Raw genomic sequence first — 15,464 nt, forward strand, 5'->3', positions numbered from 1 at the left:
CGAGTGAGCGAGAGCCGAGGTGGACGGCTCCCGAAACAGCCTTGAGTGTCTTAGACTCAACTTATCGCACGTTGGCGAGAGCAGGATTTCCCCGGGAGTCCGGCCCCTGGCGGGGTCAGACTGGGCGAAGACGCTGCTCTGGGCGAAGACGCTGCTGAGGACGAGTCGAGGAGGATCGCGAGGACGTGGACGCCGAGCTGACCAACAAGAGCCGGGAGGCGCTGAGCGCCGCCAATGAGCGGGCGGTCACCGCCGGGCATGCGGACATGACGTCCGCGCATCTCCTGCTCGCGCTGCTGGCCGGGCAGGACAACGAGAACATCATGGACCTGCTGTCCGCCGTGGAGGCGGACGCCGCCGTGCTGCGCAACGGCGCCGAGCGGCAGCTCGCCGGGCTGCCGAGCGTCCAGGGCTCGACGGTCGCGCCGCCGCAGCCGGACCGCGATCTGCTCGCCGCCATCGCGGACGCCACCCAGCGCGCCAAGGAGCTCGGTGACGCGTACGTCTCCACCGAGCACCTGCTCATCGGGATCGCCGCCAAGGGCGGGCGCACCGGTGAGCTGCTGGCCGACCAGGGCGCGAGCGCCAAGAAGCTGCTGGCCGCCTTCGAGGCGAGCCGGGGCGGCCAGCGGGTGACCAACGCCGACCCGGAGGGCACCTACAAGGCGCTGGAGAAGTTCGGTACGGACTTCACGGCGGCCGCCCGTGAGGGCAAGCTCGACCCGGTCATCGGCCGGGACCACGAGATCCGGCGCGTGGTGCAGGTGCTCTCCCGCCGCACCAAGAACAACCCCGTGCTGATCGGTGAGCCGGGCGTCGGCAAGACCGCCGTCGTCGAAGGCCTGGCGCAGCGGATCGTCAAGGGCGATGTGCCCGAGTCGCTGCGCGACAAGCGGCTGGTCGCGCTCGACCTGGGGGCGATGGTCGCGGGCGCCAAGTACCGCGGTGAGTTCGAGGAGCGGCTGAAGACCGTTCTGGCGGAGATCAAGTCCAGCGAGGGCCAGATCATCACCTTCATCGACGAGCTGCACACGGTCGTCGGCGCGGGCGCGGGCGGCGACTCCTCGATGGACGCCGGCAACATGCTCAAGCCGATGCTCGCCCGTGGTGAGCTGCGGATGGTCGGCGCGACGACGCTGGACGAGTACCGCGAGCGGATCGAGAAGGACCCGGCGCTGGAGCGGCGCTTCCAGCAGGTGCTGGTCGCCGAGCCGACGGTCGAGGACACGGTGGCGATCCTGCGCGGGCTCAAGGGCCGCTACGAGGCGCACCACAAGGTGCAGATCGCGGACTCCGCCCTGGTCGCCGCGGCCTCCCTCTCCGACCGCTACATCACCTCCCGCTTCCTGCCCGACAAGGCCATCGACCTCGTCGACGAGGCCGCCTCCCGGCTGCGTATGGAGATCGACTCCTCCCCGGTGGAGATCGACGAGCTCCAGCGCGCCGTGGACCGGCTCAAGATGGAGGAGCTGGCGCTGCGCAACGAGACCGACGCCGGCTCCCTCCAGCGGCTGGAGAAGCTGCGCAAGGACCTCGCCGACAAGGAGGAGGAGCTGCGCGGCCTGACCGCCCGCTGGGAGAAGGAGAAGGAAAGCCTCAACCGGGTCGGCGCCCTCAAGGAAAAGCTCGACGAGCTGCGCGGCCAGGCCGAGCGGGCCCAGCGCGACGGCGACTTCGACACCGCTTCCAAGCTGCTCTACGGCGAGATCCCGGGCGTCGAGCAGGCCCTGGAGGAGGCGGCCGCCGCCGAGGCCGAGCAGGAGGCGTCCAAGGAGTCCATGGTCAAGGAGGAGGTCGGCCCCGACGACATCGCGGATGTGGTCGGCGCCTGGACCGGCATCCCGGCCGGCCGGCTGCTGGAGGGCGAGACCCAGAAGCTCCTGCGCATGGAGGAAGAGCTCGGCAAGCGCCTGATCGGCCAGACCGAGGCCGTACGGTCGGTCTCCGACGCGGTGCGCCGCACCCGTGCCGGCATCGCCGACCCGGACCGCCCCACCGGCTCCTTCCTCTTCCTCGGCCCGACCGGTGTCGGCAAGACCGAGCTGGCCAAGGCGCTCGCGGACTTTCTCTTCGACGACGAGCGGGCGATGGTCCGGATCGACATGTCGGAGTACGGCGAGAAGCACAGCGTCGCGCGGCTGGTCGGCGCGCCGCCCGGCTACATCGGCTACGAGGAGGGCGGCCAGCTCACCGAGGCGGTCCGCCGCCGTCCGTACTCCGTCGTCCTGCTGGACGAGGTCGAGAAGGCGCACCACGACGTCTTCGACATCCTGCTGCAGGTGCTCGACGACGGCCGGCTCACGGACGGCCAGGGCCGCACGGTCGACTTCCGCAACACCATCCTCATCCTGACCTCCAACCTCGGCTCCAACTTCCTGATGGACCCGCTGCTCAAGGAGGAGCAGAAGAAGGAGAAGGTGCTGGAGACGGTCCGCGCCGCCTTCCGGCCCGAATTCCTCAACCGGCTCGACGACGTGGTGGTCTTCCACCCGCTCGGCACCGACCAGCTCCAGCGGATCGCCCGCATCCAGCTCGACCACCTGCAGCGCCGCCTCGGTGACCGCCGTCTGACCCTGGACGTCACCGACCGCGCCCTGACCTGGCTCGCCTGGCTGGGCCAGGAGCCGGTCCCCGACGCCCCCGCGCCGGACCTCTCCTACGGCGCCCGGCCGCTGCGCCGGCTGGTCCAGACGGCCATTGGCGACCCGCTCGCCCGCGCCATCCTGGCGGGCGAGGTGCTGGACGGGGACACCGTGCGGGTGGACGTGGACGACGACCAGCTGTCGGTGGAGCCGGCCGGGCGGGCCGTGGCCTGACCGCCCCGCGATCCGGGGTACGGCTGCGCCGCGATCCGGGGCACGGATGCGCCGCGATCCGGGGGTACGGCTGCGCCGCCCGGTCGCGTCCCTGATCATTTCCCTGACCGACAGCTGAGCGGCCTCTTCCCCGTATCCGCTCCGTCCCGGGTTGCCAGGACGGGGCGGATGTGGGGGAGGATGGCAGGGACCAGACGAAGGGAATTCCACGGTGAGCATCGACCCGTCCTCGATTCCGAATTTCGGGGGCCAGCCCGAACCCGAGCCCTCGGGGCCTGAGGGTCCCGTCGTGCCTGACCAGGACCTGGTCAAGCAGCTCCTCGACCAGATGGAGCTGAAGTACGTCGTCGACGAGGAGGGTGACCTCGCCGCTCCGTGGGAGCAGTTCCGCACGTACTTCATGTTCCGGGGCGAGGAGGAGCAGCAGATCTTCTCCGTCCGTACGTTCTACGACCGTGCCCACGGCATCGACGACAAGTCGAAGCTGCTGGAGGCGATCGACGACTGGAACCGCCGGACGCTGTGGCCCAAGGCCTACACCCACACCCACGACGACGGCACGGTCCGTCTGATCGGTGAGGCATCGATGCTGATCGGCACCGGTGTCTCGCTCGAACACTTTGTGTCGAGCACGGTCAGCTGGGTCCGCGCCTCGATCGAATTCGACAAGTGGATCGTCGAGCAGCTTGGCCTGGAGGCCGAGATCGACGGCGACTCCGACGAGAAGCCGGGCGACGACGAGGCCTGAGCCTCGCCTCACCCACCCTGGCTGCGCGGGCCCCGGAGCATTGCTCCGGGGCCCGCGTCCGTCTGCGCCGGGGCGGAGCCGGACGCGGCCGGTTTCCGGAGAAGGGGGCGGCAGCGCGAGGGAGGCCGTTCCGGCCAGGCTTAACATTTTCGGCCACCTGTGGAACTCTGCGTCGTGCATTGTTAGTCCGCCCACGGAGTCGGGGTGGACGCGGACCTGGGGGGAGGCCGGCGGTGTCCATCGAGCTGCCTGGTGAAGTCGTCTGGATCATGGATTTGATGGGCCTGGAGTGGCCCGACATCGACGAGGACGAACTCCGGGCCTGGGGCGGGCACGTGCGGGAGTTCGGCCAGGGGCTGAAGGAGTCGCACGACGGGATGGACGGGGCCCTGAAGGGCCTCGCCGACGCCTATGAGGGCGCGTCCTACGACGCCTTGCTCAGCAAGTGGACCCAGGTCTCCGGCGAACACCACGTGGTCCTGGCCAATTGCTGCGAAGTGCTCGCCACGGCACTGGAGTCCGCGGCCGTCGGTGTGGTCGCGGCCAAGGGCGTGGTCATCGCCCAACTCGTCATCACCGCGGTCGAAATGGCGGCCGCGGCCGCCGCGACGGTGGCGACCCTCGGCATCGCGGCAGCCGCCGAGGCGGCAGCCATCGAGGTCGGCAAGCGCATCGTCAGAGAGGTCATCCAGGAGATCGAGGACGTCCTCATCGCCGAACTCGTCTCCATGGCGATCGAACCCTTCCAGGCCGAGATCGAGAAGGCCGTCTCCGGTCTCGTCTTCAAGGGCGTTGACGCGGCGCTGGGCGCTGCGGGGGGTGCGGCATGAGCGAGGGGTTCCGGGCGCACCCGGACAATCTGGCGAAGGCGGCCAAGGACGCCCACGGGCATGCGGAGAGGGTGGAAGGCCACAGCAGCAATCTGGACTCCAAAACGCGCGGCAGACTGCTCGGCAAGGGCAGGTTCGGGTTGATCGTGGAGAAGGCGGTCCGCCCGATCATCGATTCCATGATCACCGACATGTCGAAGGCGATGGCCAGGGGGCACCGGTCGATCGGGCACGGGCTGGACATCACCAAGAAGAACATCGACGACGCCGAAGAGGCGATCCGCAAGAACATGCGGCGTCACCACGACGAACGGGACGCGGTTCACCTGAAGCTCGGCCAGCGGGCGCTGGGCGAGGACGACCTTCGTGACCAGCACAAGAGGCGCGTGGGCGAGCGTGTCGATGACCTCCGTCGGCAGGGCCACGGTCCGCAGCGGCATCTCGATCCGACCGACGACATGCTGAAGGACCGGCTGGGCACACCGACCGGGCCCAAGGACGCGAACGGGGATCTGCTCAAAGATGACGACGGTAATCCGCGTATTGCCCGCCAAGGCGGCTATGTGCAGACCGAGAACAAGATCGACCCAGTGCACGGACCGAACGCCAAGGAGCGGTTGGGGGAGGACGCGCACCTGGATGCGGAGACCGGGAAAAAGCATAAATGCGATTCCTTCTCCACGGCCTTCGCGGAGGGGCAAGGTGAAGCGTTTATGCATGCAGATGAGCATGCCAGGGGTAGAATCGACGGCGAGAGAACACGAATGCCCAACTCCAACCGGCATGAAGTCGTCTTCTCGCCCGAAGACGCCTGGGGCCTCGGTGACCACAGTCAGAGATTCCGCGGATTCTACATCGACCCCGACAATCCGATGAACTCCGATAAAAGCATCAACTATAAGCCGGTGGACTTTCAGCACGCGAAGATAAAGGCGATCTATGCACCGGACGGGAATGGTGGGCATAAATTGGTGACCATGTTCCCGGAGCCGGTGAGAATCTTCAACAGGTGAGGTGGGAATGTACTCCAGGGAATTCGACCCGTCGAGTGTCCCGCATTTTTTTGCGGAGGTGGGTGGGGTCGGTAAATTCTTCAGTTCCTGCCTCAATATCGAGTTCATCGATGACGTCTCCCTTTACAAGTCGTACATCGCCCGGAACCCTAAGTCGCCAGACGCCCGGAACCTGCGTGAAGCATTGGAGTACCTGCTTCGTGAGCGGTCCGCCGGCGTGGCGGACTGGTACGAGCTGACCAGGGTCAACTTCTGGCGCGATGACCTTCTCTACGCCTACCTGCAGGATCTGTACGACTACTTCTATGGTGACCGCAAGGAGCCGCCGGAGGCTCCGGATGATGTCCCGCCACCCGGCTACGTGGTGTGACGCCCCGCCGCACCACAGGTTGCCCGTGGGAAGATCGGCCACGCCCGACCGGCTCGAACTCTCGATGGACGGAGTCTCCGTTTCATGACAATGCGCGACGAACTGCCACCGCGCACCGGCCCTTGGGCCAGCCGCTTCGACACCGAGGAGGCCATGGTCCGGGCGGACGATGCCCTGCGTGAAGCGGCGCTGAAGAATCATGACCTCTCGCCGGTTCTGCCGTTCGAGGCGGTTTACGGAGAGGGCGAGAACTGCCTGGGAAAGGCCACGGCGATCACCATCGATCCCCGGCAGCCGTACAGCCCCAGCGGTGAGGTGAACTACGTCTACGCGGACTTCTCGACCCGCGGTCTGCTGTACGGCGTGTACCGCCCGGCGCGGGATCTGGAGCGCGAGGACGGGCCGGAGAGCGACGCCGACCTGCGGAACACCACGCTCTACCCGTACCCGGGCGGCTACGAGGAAATAGACCCGGTCACCGTCTCGCTGGCCGATATCGGTCTGGACGTCCCTGGTGTCGACCGCCGCCTGGTGAACTTCTGCGCCGGAGTGCTCGGCGTCGAAGCCGTCGATGACCTCGGCATGCTGCGGGAGGTTTTCGACCTCGCCTGGCCCGACTATCAGGACACGATTCGGGCGGGGCTGCGGCACCTCGTGGCGAATGAGCCGCTGACGGTGGCGCAGTGGTTCGGCCTGACCTATGTGCAATTCCCCGGCCAGCGGGAGCTGCGGGCCTATCTCGCGCAGGTCTATGCCTACCTCTTCGACGACTTCGAGGCCATGCCGGTCGCTCCTCAGTGACGCACGGAGCACGGTCCGGGATGCGGCGGCACCTCGCTTCAGAGCTTCTGCAGGCGGTCCGCCGCGTCCCGTAGGACCGACTCCTGCTTGCAGAAGGCGAAGCGGACGTACGGGGCGCCCTGGTCCTTGTGGTCGTAGAAGACGGCGTTGGGGATGGCGACGACGCCGGCGCGTTCGGGGAGGGCGCGGCAGAAGGCGAAGCCGTCGTCGTGGCCGAGGGGGCGGATGTCGGTGGTGATGAAGTAGGTGCCGGAGGGGCGGAAGACCGTGAAGCCCGCCTCCGTGAGGCCGGCGGCCAGGATGTCGCGCTTGGCGCGCAGATCGTCGCGCAGGGCGGTGAAGTAGCTGTCGGGGAGGGCCAGCGCCTCGGCGACGGCGTACTGGAAGGGCCCGGCGGAGACATAGGTGAGGAACTGCTTGGCCGAGCGGACGGCGCTGACCAGCTCCGGGGGTGCGGTGACCCAGCCGACCTTCCAGCCGGTGAAGGAGAAGGTCTTGCCGGCCGAGCCGATGGTGACGGTGCGTTCGCGCATCCCGGGGAACGACGCGAGGGGAAGGTGCTCGCCCTCGAACACGAGGTGTTCGTAGACCTCGTCGGTGATGACGAGGAGGTCGCGCTCGCAGGCGAGGCGGGCGATCTCGGCAAGCTCCTCGCGGGAGAGCACGGTGCCGGTGGGGTTGTGGGGGGTGTTGAGGAGGATCAGGCGGGTGCGGTCGGTGACCGCGTCGCGCAGTTCGTCCAGGTCGAGGCGGTAAGAGCCGGACGCGGGGTCGGCGCGCAGGGTGACCGGGACGCGGCGGCCGCCGGCCAGCGCGATGCCGGCCGCGTACGAGTCGTAGTACGGCTCCAGCGCGATGACCTCGTCGCCCGGCTCCAGCAGCGCCAGCAGCGAGGCGGCGATGGCTTCGGTGGCGCCCGCCGTGACCAGGACCTCGGTCTCGGGGTCGCAGGAGAGGCCGAGGTGTCCGTAGAAGCGCTGTTGGTGGGCGGCGACGGCGGCGCGCAGCTCGGGGATGCCGGGGCCGGGCGGGTACTGGTTGCCGCGGCCGTCGCGCAGGGCACGCACGGCCGCCTCCCTGACTTCTTCCGGGCCGTCGGCATCGGGGAAGCCCTGGCCGAGGTTGATGGAGCCGGTCCGTACGGCGAGTGCCGACATTTCGGCAAAGATCGTGGTGCCGAATTCGGCGAGGCGGCGGTTCAGCAGCGGTCGGTCCATGGACGCCATCCTCCGTCGAACCTCTGGAATTCCTCAACAGTGCTTTGAGATCGCGGGAGCCGGGCAGCAGCCCCGTACGAAGGACAGCGACGGCCGTCGACGAGGACGGCCCCGGCGCGGGACGGCGCCGGAACGGCGCACCGGGCGCCGGACGGAGCGGGTGCCTCGCTTCGGGGGAACGAAAGGAATGTGAGGCAGATGGGGATCGTGTATTTCCTGGTGGCCTGCGCGGTGTTGGTCGGCGGCCTGCTGGCCCTGGTCTCGCGGCACATCAACGGATCAGGGGGCGGACGGGGCCGGGGCGGTTCGTCCGCGGCGGGCGGCGGCAGCTGGTGGGCCGGCGGTGACGGGGGGTCGGGCCTGGGTGGCGGGCACCATCACGGCGGTGGCGGCGGGCATCACGGTGGCGGGGGCTGTGGCGGCGGTTCCTCCTGCGGTGGTGGCGGCTGTGGCGGCGGCGGTGGCGGTGGCGGCTGCGGTGGTGGCGGCGGCTCCTGAGCCGGTGGCGGGTTCCTGGGCCGAGGTGGGTTCCTGGGCCGGCGGCGGCTCCTGAGCCGGCCGTCGGTTGCTCCTGAGCCGACGTCCGGCTGCTTCTGCGCCGGATGCCCGATTTCTCCAACTCCACTTGTGCGGAAGGGCTGTTGCTCACCGCATATGCGCCTGGCGGGTGCTGATGAAGACATCAACACCCGCTGGGCGCTTGGTTGTTGAACAGGTGAACTGCAGGGCCCCCGGGCGGATGGAAAGCCGGAGAAGATGGGTAAAAGCGCTGTGGGCGACAGGGCTTTCATGATTCCCTCTCCCTGGAGAATCCCCCACGTTCTCCGTTCCCACGTGGGCACGAGCCGGCAGGCATGCGGATATTCCCTGCCTTCAACGGGCGGGCCGGCCCACCATTCCACTGCGTGCTTGCGGAGCCGACCCATGCTCACCACTTTGCAGACGGCGTACACCGATACCCGTGCCTCCGACCTGGCCTGGGCGCTGGGCAGGGAACCCCTGCCGGCCCTCGCCGTACTCGATCTCGAACTTCACGGCGCACAGCTGCAGTTGAGGCTGCTCGGCGCTTCTCACCAGGTGCTTCTCGAGGAGGAGCGCGGCACCTGTTCCGAAACGGTCGCCTGTATGCCGGGCAGCAGCACGCCGCTGCCGCTGGGGGTGGCGAAGCGGCTCGGGGACTGGGAGTACGAGTTCGCCGCCCATGTGGAGACGCTGTCGCGCGGCTCGTTCGCCGGGCGTGCACAGGAATTGCTCGCGCTGGTGGCCGAGCATCCGCACGGCCTCGCCGGGACGTTCCCCGGCTCGCCGCACGCCTTCACGGCGATGCTGGCGCAGTGCCAGCAGGGCCAGGTGCGCTGGCGGACCTGGCACGCGTATCCCCAGGAGGGCCGCTTGGTGGCCACGCGTACCCGGGTGGGCGTACGGGCGGCGGTCGCGGCGGTCTAGCCGGAGTGGGCGAAGCGGGCCGCTCCGGTCGGTGGAAGGGTGTGCGGCCGTGGGCGGCGCGAGGGGCGTACGAGCTGTGCGCCGGGGGCGTCGGTGCCTGGAGGGGCGCTGACGGTGCCGGGCGCGCGGGCCGGTCGCCCGGTGTGGTGCGGAAGCGCACCGCGCGCCCCGTGTGAGGGCGGTGCCGCCGTCGGCGGGTGCGGCCCGCAGACTGCACCCGTGTGGGTGACGGAGGGGCACGGAACCGTCACGTAGCGTTCACTTTATGATCGACCCGCCAGAGCCCGTTCTCACCGGCGTCCCCGGGCCGCCGGAGGCCATGACACCGGCGCGACTGCCCGTGCCGGCCGGGCCCGGCCGGCTGCTCGTCCTCGCTGTCGTCTTCGTCTGCGCCGCCTGCGGCCTGGTCTACGAACTCGAACTGGTCGCGCTGGCCACGTACCTGGTCGGCGACTCCGTCACCCAGGCGTCGATCGTGCTGTCCGTCATGGTCTTCGCGATGGGCGTCGGCGCACTGCTCGCCAAGCGGCTGCGCTGCCGGGCGGCGGTCGGTTTCGGCGCGGTCGAGGCCGGCCTGGCGCTGGTCGGCGGCAGTTCCGCCATGGCGCTCTACGCCTGCTTCGCCTGGTTCGGCCAGTCCCGCTCCGCGCTCGTCGGCTTCTCCCTGGCCATCGGCATCCTGATCGGCGCCGAGGTGCCGCTGCTGATGACGCTGATCCAGCGAGTGCGCCGGCAGGACGCGGGCGGCGCGGTCGCCGACCTCTTCGCCGCGGACTATGTCGGTGCGCTCGTCGGGGGCCTGGCCTTTCCGTTCCTGCTGCTGCCGCTCTTCGGCCAGCTGACCGGCGCCCTGCTCACCGGCGGGGTCAACGCGGTGGCCGGCGGCGTGCTGGTGCTGTGGCTCTTCCGCGACGACCTGAGCGCCCGCGCCCGCTGGACGCTGCTCGCCGCCAATGCCCTGGTCCTCGTGCTGCTGGCCGCGGGCGTGCTGCTGGCCGCGCCGTTCGAGCGGGCCGCCCGGCAGGCGGTGTACGGCTCCTCGGCGCGGGTCGCGGTGCAGACCGGCATCCAGGAAGTGGTGATGACCGGCGGTACGGGGGACGGGGACGGAGCCGGTGCGGGGCGGGGGAGGAAAGGTTTAGGCGGGCCGCTGGCGCTCTATCTGGACGGCCGGCTCCGGGTCAGCGCGGAGACCGAATACCGCTACCACGAAGCGCTGGTGCATCCGGCGATGGCGGCCGGCCCGCACCGCAGGGTGCTGGTCCTCGGCGGCGGCGACGGCCTCGCGGTACGCGAGATCCTCCGCCACCGCCAGGTCCGCTCGGTCACCGTCGTCGAACTCGATCCCGGTGTCCTGGGGCTCGCGCGCCGCGACCCCGGTCTCTCCCGCCTCAACCATCACTCGCTCAGCGATCCGCGGGTGCGGGTGGTGACCGCCGATGCCTTCGAGTGGCTGCGGCAGCAGGGTCTGCACGGGCGCGGCCGGCGGCAGGCGCCGTTCGACGTCATCGTCTCCGACCTCCCCGACCCGGGGATCGCGGCGAGCACCAAGCTCTACTCACAGGAGTTCTACGGTCTCGCGACGCGGCTGCTGGCACCCGACGGGCGGCTGGTGGTGCATGCCGGACCGCCGGTCGGGCGCGCGCGCCTGTACTGGACGGTGGAGTCGACGGTCCGGTCGGTGGGCCTGGCGACCGTGCCGTACCGGCTGGCCGGCCGGCCCGCGTCGTTCTACGGCGGCCCGGACCGCGCGGCCTCCCCCGTGCCGTCGGTGGACGCGGAGGTGCCCGCCGCCGCGCCGTCGGCCGGCCCGGACCGGTACTGGGGCTTCGTGCTGGCCGCGCGGCACCGGCCACGGCTCGGTCTGGCGCCCGACGCGCCGCCGCCCGCCGGGCTCACCTGCGCGGAGCTGCGGGCCGGGTGGCGCGGCGAGTCCCACGAGCGGATGTCCGGGCTGCCGGCGTCGACGCTGATGCATCCGCGGTACCTCGACTGAGCGGGCGGAGGTGCGAGGCAGGGGAGGGGCTGGTGAGGGTCCCGTGAGGGGACGGGGAGGGGGTCGCGGAGACGGGGGCGGCGCGGAAGCCGGGGCGCCGCGCAGAAAGTTCTGTCCGGGCGGCACGGGGTGCGGGGGCGCTGGGTAGGCTCCCATGTCATGGAGCATGAGGTGTACGTTCCGTTTCCCGTCGGGACCGTGCGGCAGGCGCTCACCGAGCCGGAGCGGGTGGCGCGCTGTGTCCCGGGAGTCCAGCTCGACGCCGATGCCACCCCCCGGACCCCGGTGGGCAGGCTGCGGCTGCGTATCGGAAGCTCCACCATCACCTACCGCGGCACGCTGACGGTCAGTGCCGCCGCCGAGGACGATGCGTCCGGCGACGGCGGGCCCGGCGACGGCGGTCCGGGCGACCGCGGCACGGGCGGCGACGGTGGCGGTGCGGCCGCCATGGTCACCGTCGAGGCGAAGGGCACCGAGACGCGGGGCGACGGGTCGGTCACGCTGACCCTGACCGTACGGCTCTCCCCGGCCACCGAACCGGGTCCCGGGACGACGCTGGCCTGTTCGGGCACGGTCCAGGGCGACGGCCGGCTCGCCGAGGCCACCGACCAGTCGGCCCGGACCGCCGGCCGCCGGCTGCTGGACCGCTTCGCGGAGAACCTGGCGGCCGATCTGCGGCAGCGTCCGGTGACGGGGCGGACCGGCGACGGCCCTTCGGCCGGGGGCACCGCCGACGCGGCCCAGCCGGGGGTGTCCGGCACGGAGGTGCCGCCGTCGTCCCTGGAGCCGGGCAGTGACGGAGGCCCGGGCGGTGAGGAAGGCGCCGGGGAGGCGGCGGGCCTCGGCGAGGCGGCCGGGGACGCCGGGAATCTCGACGCGGGGGACGCGGGAGACGCCGAGGACGTTTTCCGCGCGGCGCACGACGGGCACCCCGAGCACGCCTACGGTCACGATCCGGACGGCCTCGCCCCCGCCGAGGCCGCGCACGCCCGCCGGACGATGATCGGGCGCAGCGCGGAGGAGGTCGACCACGCCCCGCCGCGCGGGCGGTACGCACCGGTGCCCGCGCCCGAACCGCACGGCACTTCGGTGGCCCTGCGCTGGGCGGCGCCCGCCGCCGCCGTGGTGCTGGCGTCCGCCGTGGTCGTCGGCCGGGTGCTGCGCCGGCGGCGCTGACCCCGTCGTTCACCGGCCGGCCGCGCGCCGTCCCGGCGTCCCGCGCCGTCCCCGCGCCCTGTAGCGGCGTCCCGCGCCGGGGGCCGACGCACCATTAGGGTCGTTCCCGTGAGCACCGACAACACCACGCGGAACGCGGCGCCGGAGCAGGCGTCACCAGGCGTACGGCTGGCCGCCGGAGACACCGAAGTGACCGTCCGTCCGGACAACGGCTGTCGGATCGCCGGCCTGCGGGTGGGCGGTACGGAGCTGCTGCGGCAGGGCGACAGGTACGGCTGTTTCCCGATGGTTCCGTGGTGCGGCCGGATCGCGCACGGCCAGTTCCGCAACGGGGGCGAGCTGCACCGGATGCCCCTCAACGCCGCGCCGCACGCCATCCACGGCACCGGCCGCGACCTTCGCTGGCGGACCGCGCGTTCGAGCGCCACGGAGGCGGTCTTCACCTACGACCTGGCCGATCCGGCGGCGCCCTGGCCGTATCCGGGGCGGGTCACCCAGGTCGTCGAGCTGGCCGCGGACGGTGGCTCGCTCACTCTCACCCTGTGCGTCGAGGCCACCGGCGACTCCTTCCCCGCGCAGGCCGGATGGCACCCCTGGTTCCTGCGGAACCTCGGCGAGGGCGGCGCGGACGCACGGCTCGACTTCACGCCCGAATGGCAGGAGGAGCGGGGCGCGGACCACCTCCCGACCGGCCGGCGGATCCCGCCGCAGCCGGGGCCCTGGGACGACTGCTTCGGGATGCCGCAAGGGGTCGCGGCCACCCTCACCTGGCCGGACCGGCTGGAGCTGACGGTCAGCAGCCGCGGCGAGTGGGTCGTGGTCTACGACGAGCAGGAGGCCGCGGTCTGCGTCGAGCCGCAGTCCGGCCCGCCGAACGGCCTCAACACCCTGCCGCGCCTGGTCACGCCCATCGACCCGCTGGAGATCTCCACGACCTGGAGCTGGCGGAGCCTGTCGCGGGGAAATGCCTGAGGGCCGGCACGGGCATACCGCCCGAGGGCCGTGGCCGGGTGTCTGCCGCGGGGTGACGTGCGCCTGCTGCGGGGCCGTGCGCGCCTGAAAAGGTTGCCGTGGCAGCCCGTAAGCTCGTGCGCATGAGTGACGACGTGCGCGGCGAGCTGCTGCAGCAGATCAAGGACAAGGCCGTGGTGCACGGCAAGGTGACGCTTTCCTCCGGCAAGGAGGCCGACTACTACATCGACCTGCGCCGGATCACCCTGGACGGCGAGGCCGCGCCGCTGGTCGGACAGCTGATGCTGGAGATCACCGCCGACCTCGACTACGACGCGGTCGGCGGGCTGACGCTCGGCGCCGACCCGGTCGCGACCTCGATGCTGCACGCCTCCGCCGCGCGCGGCGGCCGGCTGGACGCGTTCGTGGTCCGCAAGGCGCAGAAGGCGCACGGTATGCAGCGCCGTATCGAGGGTCCGGACCTCAAGGGCCGCCGGGTGCTGGTCGTCGAGGACACCTCCACCACCGGCGGCTCCCCGCTGACCGCCGTCGAGGCGGCGCGTGAGGCGGGCGCCGAGGTCGTTGCGGTGGCAACGATCGTCGACCGGGGCGCCGCGTCCGCGATCGCGGAGGCCGGAGTCCCCTATATCACCGGCTACCAGCTCGGCGACCTCGGCCTGAGCTGACCGCGGCCGAGGACCGCGCGAAATCCGGCAGAACCGCGCTGAACTGCGGCTTTACCGAGGGGCGGCTGGTTTCACGTGAAACCGGCCGCCCACACTGCGGGACGGCCGGGCGCGGGATGTGGAGCAATCGGCCGAGTCTGGGAAGATGTGCTCGGCGAAGTCCTCGCCCCCTGGTCAGGGCCAAGAAAGCACACCCGCACACCTGAAGGAGCGGACAGATGCCCATCGCAACCCCCGAGGTCTACAACGAGATGCTTGACCGGGCGAAGGCAGGAAAGTTCGCCTACCCGGCCATCAACGTCACCTCGACGCAGACGCTGCACGCCGCGCTGCGTGGGTTCGCCGAGGCGCAGAGCGACGGCATCATCCAGATCTCCACCGGTGGTGCGGAGTTCCTGGGCGGCCAGTACAACAAGGACATGGTGACCGGCGCGGTCGCGCTCGCCGAGTTCGCGCACGTCGTGGCCGAGAAGTACGACGTCACCGTCGCGCTGCACACCGACCACTGCCCCAAGGACAAGCTCGACGGCTATGTCCGCCCGCTGCTGGACATCTCCGCGGAGCGCGTGGCCAAGGGCCAGAACCCGCTGTTCCAGTCCCACATGTGGGACGGCTCGGCCGAGAACCTGGCCGACAACCTGGCCATCGGCCAGGAACTGCTCGCCAAGGCCGCCGCCGCCAAGATCATCCTTGAGGTCGAGATCACCCCGACCGGTGGCGAGGAGGACGGCGTCACCCACGAGATCAACGACGAGCTCTACACCACGGTCGACGACGCGCTGCGCACCGCAGAGGCGCTGGGCCTGGGCGACAAGGGCCGCTACCTGCTCGCCGCCTCCTTCGGCAATGTCCACGGCGTCTACAAGCCGGGCAACGTCGTGCTCCGCCCCGAGCTGCTGAAGGACCTGCAGGAGGGCGTGGGCGCCAAGTACGGCAAGGCCGCCCCGTTCGACTTCGTCTTCCACGGCGGCTCCGGCTCCACCCCGGAGGAGATCGCCACCGCGCTGGAGAACGGCGTGGTCAAGATGAACCTGGACACCGACACCCAGTACGCCTTCTCCCGCCCGGTCGCGGACCACATGTTCCGTAACTACGACGGTGTGCTGAAGGTCGACGGCGAGGTCGGCAACAAGAAGGCCTACGACCCGCGCAGCTGGGGCAAGCTGGCCGAGGCCGGGATGGCCCAGCGCGTCACCCAGGCCTGCGAGAACCTGCGCTCCACCGGCACCAAGATCAAGTAAGCGCGGCCGGCCGCATGGCCGGTCCCGCTGCGTACCGAGGCTCCGCATCCGCCGTGATGCGGGGCCTTCGGTGTGTCCGGACCCGGTGGTGCCCGCCGCGCGCCCGCCGCGCGCCCGGACCAGTGCCTGCCTGTGCCCGGACCCAGTGCCTGCCGTGCGCTCAGGGCGGGCGA

The 15,464-nt window shown here is 70.8% G+C and carries 14 protein-coding genes; 13 read left to right on the forward strand and 1 reads right to left on the reverse strand.

Going from position 1 to position 15,464, the window contains the following annotated elements; genetic code table 11:
• Positions 1 to 185 precede the first annotated feature (185 nt).
• The 6 genes from clpB to ABZ851_RS03660 all read left to right on the forward strand — a co-directional run bounded on the left by clpB (position 186) and on the right by ABZ851_RS03660 (position 6,578).
• Complete coding sequence (gene clpB, locus ABZ851_RS03635; RefSeq protein ID WP_361121526.1) at positions 186 to 2,816, forward strand: ATP-dependent chaperone ClpB; 2,631 nt, start codon at positions 186 to 188, stop codon at positions 2,814 to 2,816.
• A gap of 211 nt (positions 2,817 to 3,027) precedes the next feature.
• On the forward strand, positions 3,028 to 3,564 hold the full coding sequence (locus ABZ851_RS03640) for a YbjN domain-containing protein (protein ID WP_088798597.1): 537 nt from the start codon (positions 3,028 to 3,030) through the stop codon (positions 3,562 to 3,564).
• A 233-nt stretch (positions 3,565 to 3,797) separates the two neighbouring features.
• On the forward strand, positions 3,798 to 4,394 hold the full coding sequence (locus ABZ851_RS03645; protein WP_361121529.1) for a hypothetical protein: 597 nt from the start codon (positions 3,798 to 3,800) through the stop codon (positions 4,392 to 4,394).
• Positions 4,391 to 5,407, forward strand: coding sequence for a hypothetical protein (locus ABZ851_RS03650; RefSeq protein ID WP_361121532.1), 1,017 nt, complete (start codon positions 4,391 to 4,393; stop codon positions 5,405 to 5,407). Before ABZ851_RS03645 ends, ABZ851_RS03650 begins: the two co-directional genes overlap by 4 nt.
• A 7-nt stretch (positions 5,408 to 5,414) precedes the next feature.
• Entirely contained in the window at positions 5,415 to 5,777 is a 363-nt protein-coding gene (locus ABZ851_RS03655) for a hypothetical protein (RefSeq protein WP_361121535.1), read from the forward strand.
• Positions 5,778 to 5,861: 84 nt separating this feature from the next.
• On the forward strand, positions 5,862 to 6,578 hold the full coding sequence (locus ABZ851_RS03660; RefSeq protein ID WP_361121538.1) for a hypothetical protein: 717 nt from the start codon (positions 5,862 to 5,864) through the stop codon (positions 6,576 to 6,578).
• A 38-nt stretch (positions 6,579 to 6,616) separates the two neighbouring features.
• Here the strand turns inward: ABZ851_RS03660 and ABZ851_RS03665 are convergent, their stop codons facing one another.
• Positions 6,617 to 7,795 (reverse strand): pyridoxal phosphate-dependent aminotransferase, encoded by a 1,179-nt coding sequence (locus ABZ851_RS03665; RefSeq protein ID WP_361121541.1) that lies wholly within the window; start codon positions 7,793 to 7,795, stop codon positions 6,617 to 6,619.
• Between the two features lie 198 nt (positions 7,796 to 7,993).
• Here ABZ851_RS03665 and ABZ851_RS03670 point away from each other — a divergent pair, with 198 nt between their 5' ends.
• The 7 genes from ABZ851_RS03670 to fbaA all read left to right on the forward strand — a co-directional run bounded on the left by ABZ851_RS03670 (position 7,994) and on the right by fbaA (position 15,291).
• Positions 7,994 to 8,293, forward strand: coding sequence for a hypothetical protein (locus tag ABZ851_RS03670; protein ID WP_361121544.1), 300 nt, complete (start codon positions 7,994 to 7,996; stop codon positions 8,291 to 8,293).
• 426 nt (positions 8,294 to 8,719) lie between these two features.
• Complete coding sequence (locus tag ABZ851_RS03675) at positions 8,720 to 9,241, forward strand: DUF2617 family protein (protein WP_088798590.1); 522 nt, start codon at positions 8,720 to 8,722, stop codon at positions 9,239 to 9,241.
• A gap of 265 nt (positions 9,242 to 9,506) precedes the next feature.
• Positions 9,507 to 11,237, forward strand: coding sequence for a polyamine aminopropyltransferase (locus ABZ851_RS03680; RefSeq protein WP_361121547.1), 1,731 nt, complete (start codon positions 9,507 to 9,509; stop codon positions 11,235 to 11,237).
• Between the two features lie 159 nt (positions 11,238 to 11,396).
• On the forward strand, positions 11,397 to 12,413 hold the full coding sequence (locus tag ABZ851_RS03685; protein ID WP_361121550.1) for a carbon monoxide dehydrogenase subunit G: 1,017 nt from the start codon (positions 11,397 to 11,399) through the stop codon (positions 12,411 to 12,413).
• Between the two features lie 108 nt (positions 12,414 to 12,521).
• On the forward strand, positions 12,522 to 13,385 hold the full coding sequence (locus ABZ851_RS03690; protein WP_361121553.1) for an aldose 1-epimerase: 864 nt from the start codon (positions 12,522 to 12,524) through the stop codon (positions 13,383 to 13,385).
• A gap of 122 nt (positions 13,386 to 13,507) precedes the next feature.
• Entirely contained in the window at positions 13,508 to 14,050 is a 543-nt protein-coding gene (pyrE, locus tag ABZ851_RS03695) for an orotate phosphoribosyltransferase (RefSeq protein WP_088798586.1), read from the forward strand.
• 218 nt (positions 14,051 to 14,268) lie between these two features.
• A complete protein-coding gene (gene fbaA / locus ABZ851_RS03700; protein WP_088798585.1) occupies positions 14,269 to 15,291 on the forward strand; it encodes a class II fructose-bisphosphate aldolase in 1,023 nt (340 codons plus the stop codon).
• The last annotated feature ends 173 nt before the right edge of the window (positions 15,292 to 15,464 follow it).

Origin of the sequence: Streptomyces sp. NPDC047049 (assembly GCF_040643995.1) — a bacterium.
In the GTDB taxonomy this organism is placed as follows: Bacteria; Actinomycetota; Actinomycetes; order Streptomycetales; family Streptomycetaceae; genus Streptomyces; species Streptomyces mooreae.

Coding starts and splice junctions, on each gene's coding strand:
- ABZ851_RS03650 (WP_361121532.1), top strand. CDS start 4,391: ATGAGCGAGGGGTTCCGGGCGCACCCGGACAATCTGGCGAAGGCGGCC.
- ABZ851_RS03655 (WP_361121535.1), top strand. CDS start 5,415: ATGTACTCCAGGGAATTCGACCCGTCGAGTGTCCCGCATTTTTTTGCG.
- ABZ851_RS03660 (WP_361121538.1), top strand. CDS start 5,862: ATGACAATGCGCGACGAACTGCCACCGCGCACCGGCCCTTGGGCCAGC.
- ABZ851_RS03665 (WP_361121541.1), bottom strand. CDS start 7,795: ATGGACCGACCGCTGCTGAACCGCCGCCTCGCCGAATTCGGCACCACG.
- ABZ851_RS03670 (WP_361121544.1), top strand. CDS start 7,994: ATGGGGATCGTGTATTTCCTGGTGGCCTGCGCGGTGTTGGTCGGCGGC.
- ABZ851_RS03675 (WP_088798590.1), top strand. CDS start 8,720: ATGCTCACCACTTTGCAGACGGCGTACACCGATACCCGTGCCTCCGAC.
- ABZ851_RS03680 (WP_361121547.1), top strand. CDS start 9,507: ATGATCGACCCGCCAGAGCCCGTTCTCACCGGCGTCCCCGGGCCGCCG.
- ABZ851_RS03685 (WP_361121550.1), top strand. CDS start 11,397: ATGGAGCATGAGGTGTACGTTCCGTTTCCCGTCGGGACCGTGCGGCAG.
- pyrE (WP_088798586.1), top strand. CDS start 13,508: ATGAGTGACGACGTGCGCGGCGAGCTGCTGCAGCAGATCAAGGACAAG.
- fbaA (WP_088798585.1), top strand. CDS start 14,269: ATGCCCATCGCAACCCCCGAGGTCTACAACGAGATGCTTGACCGGGCG.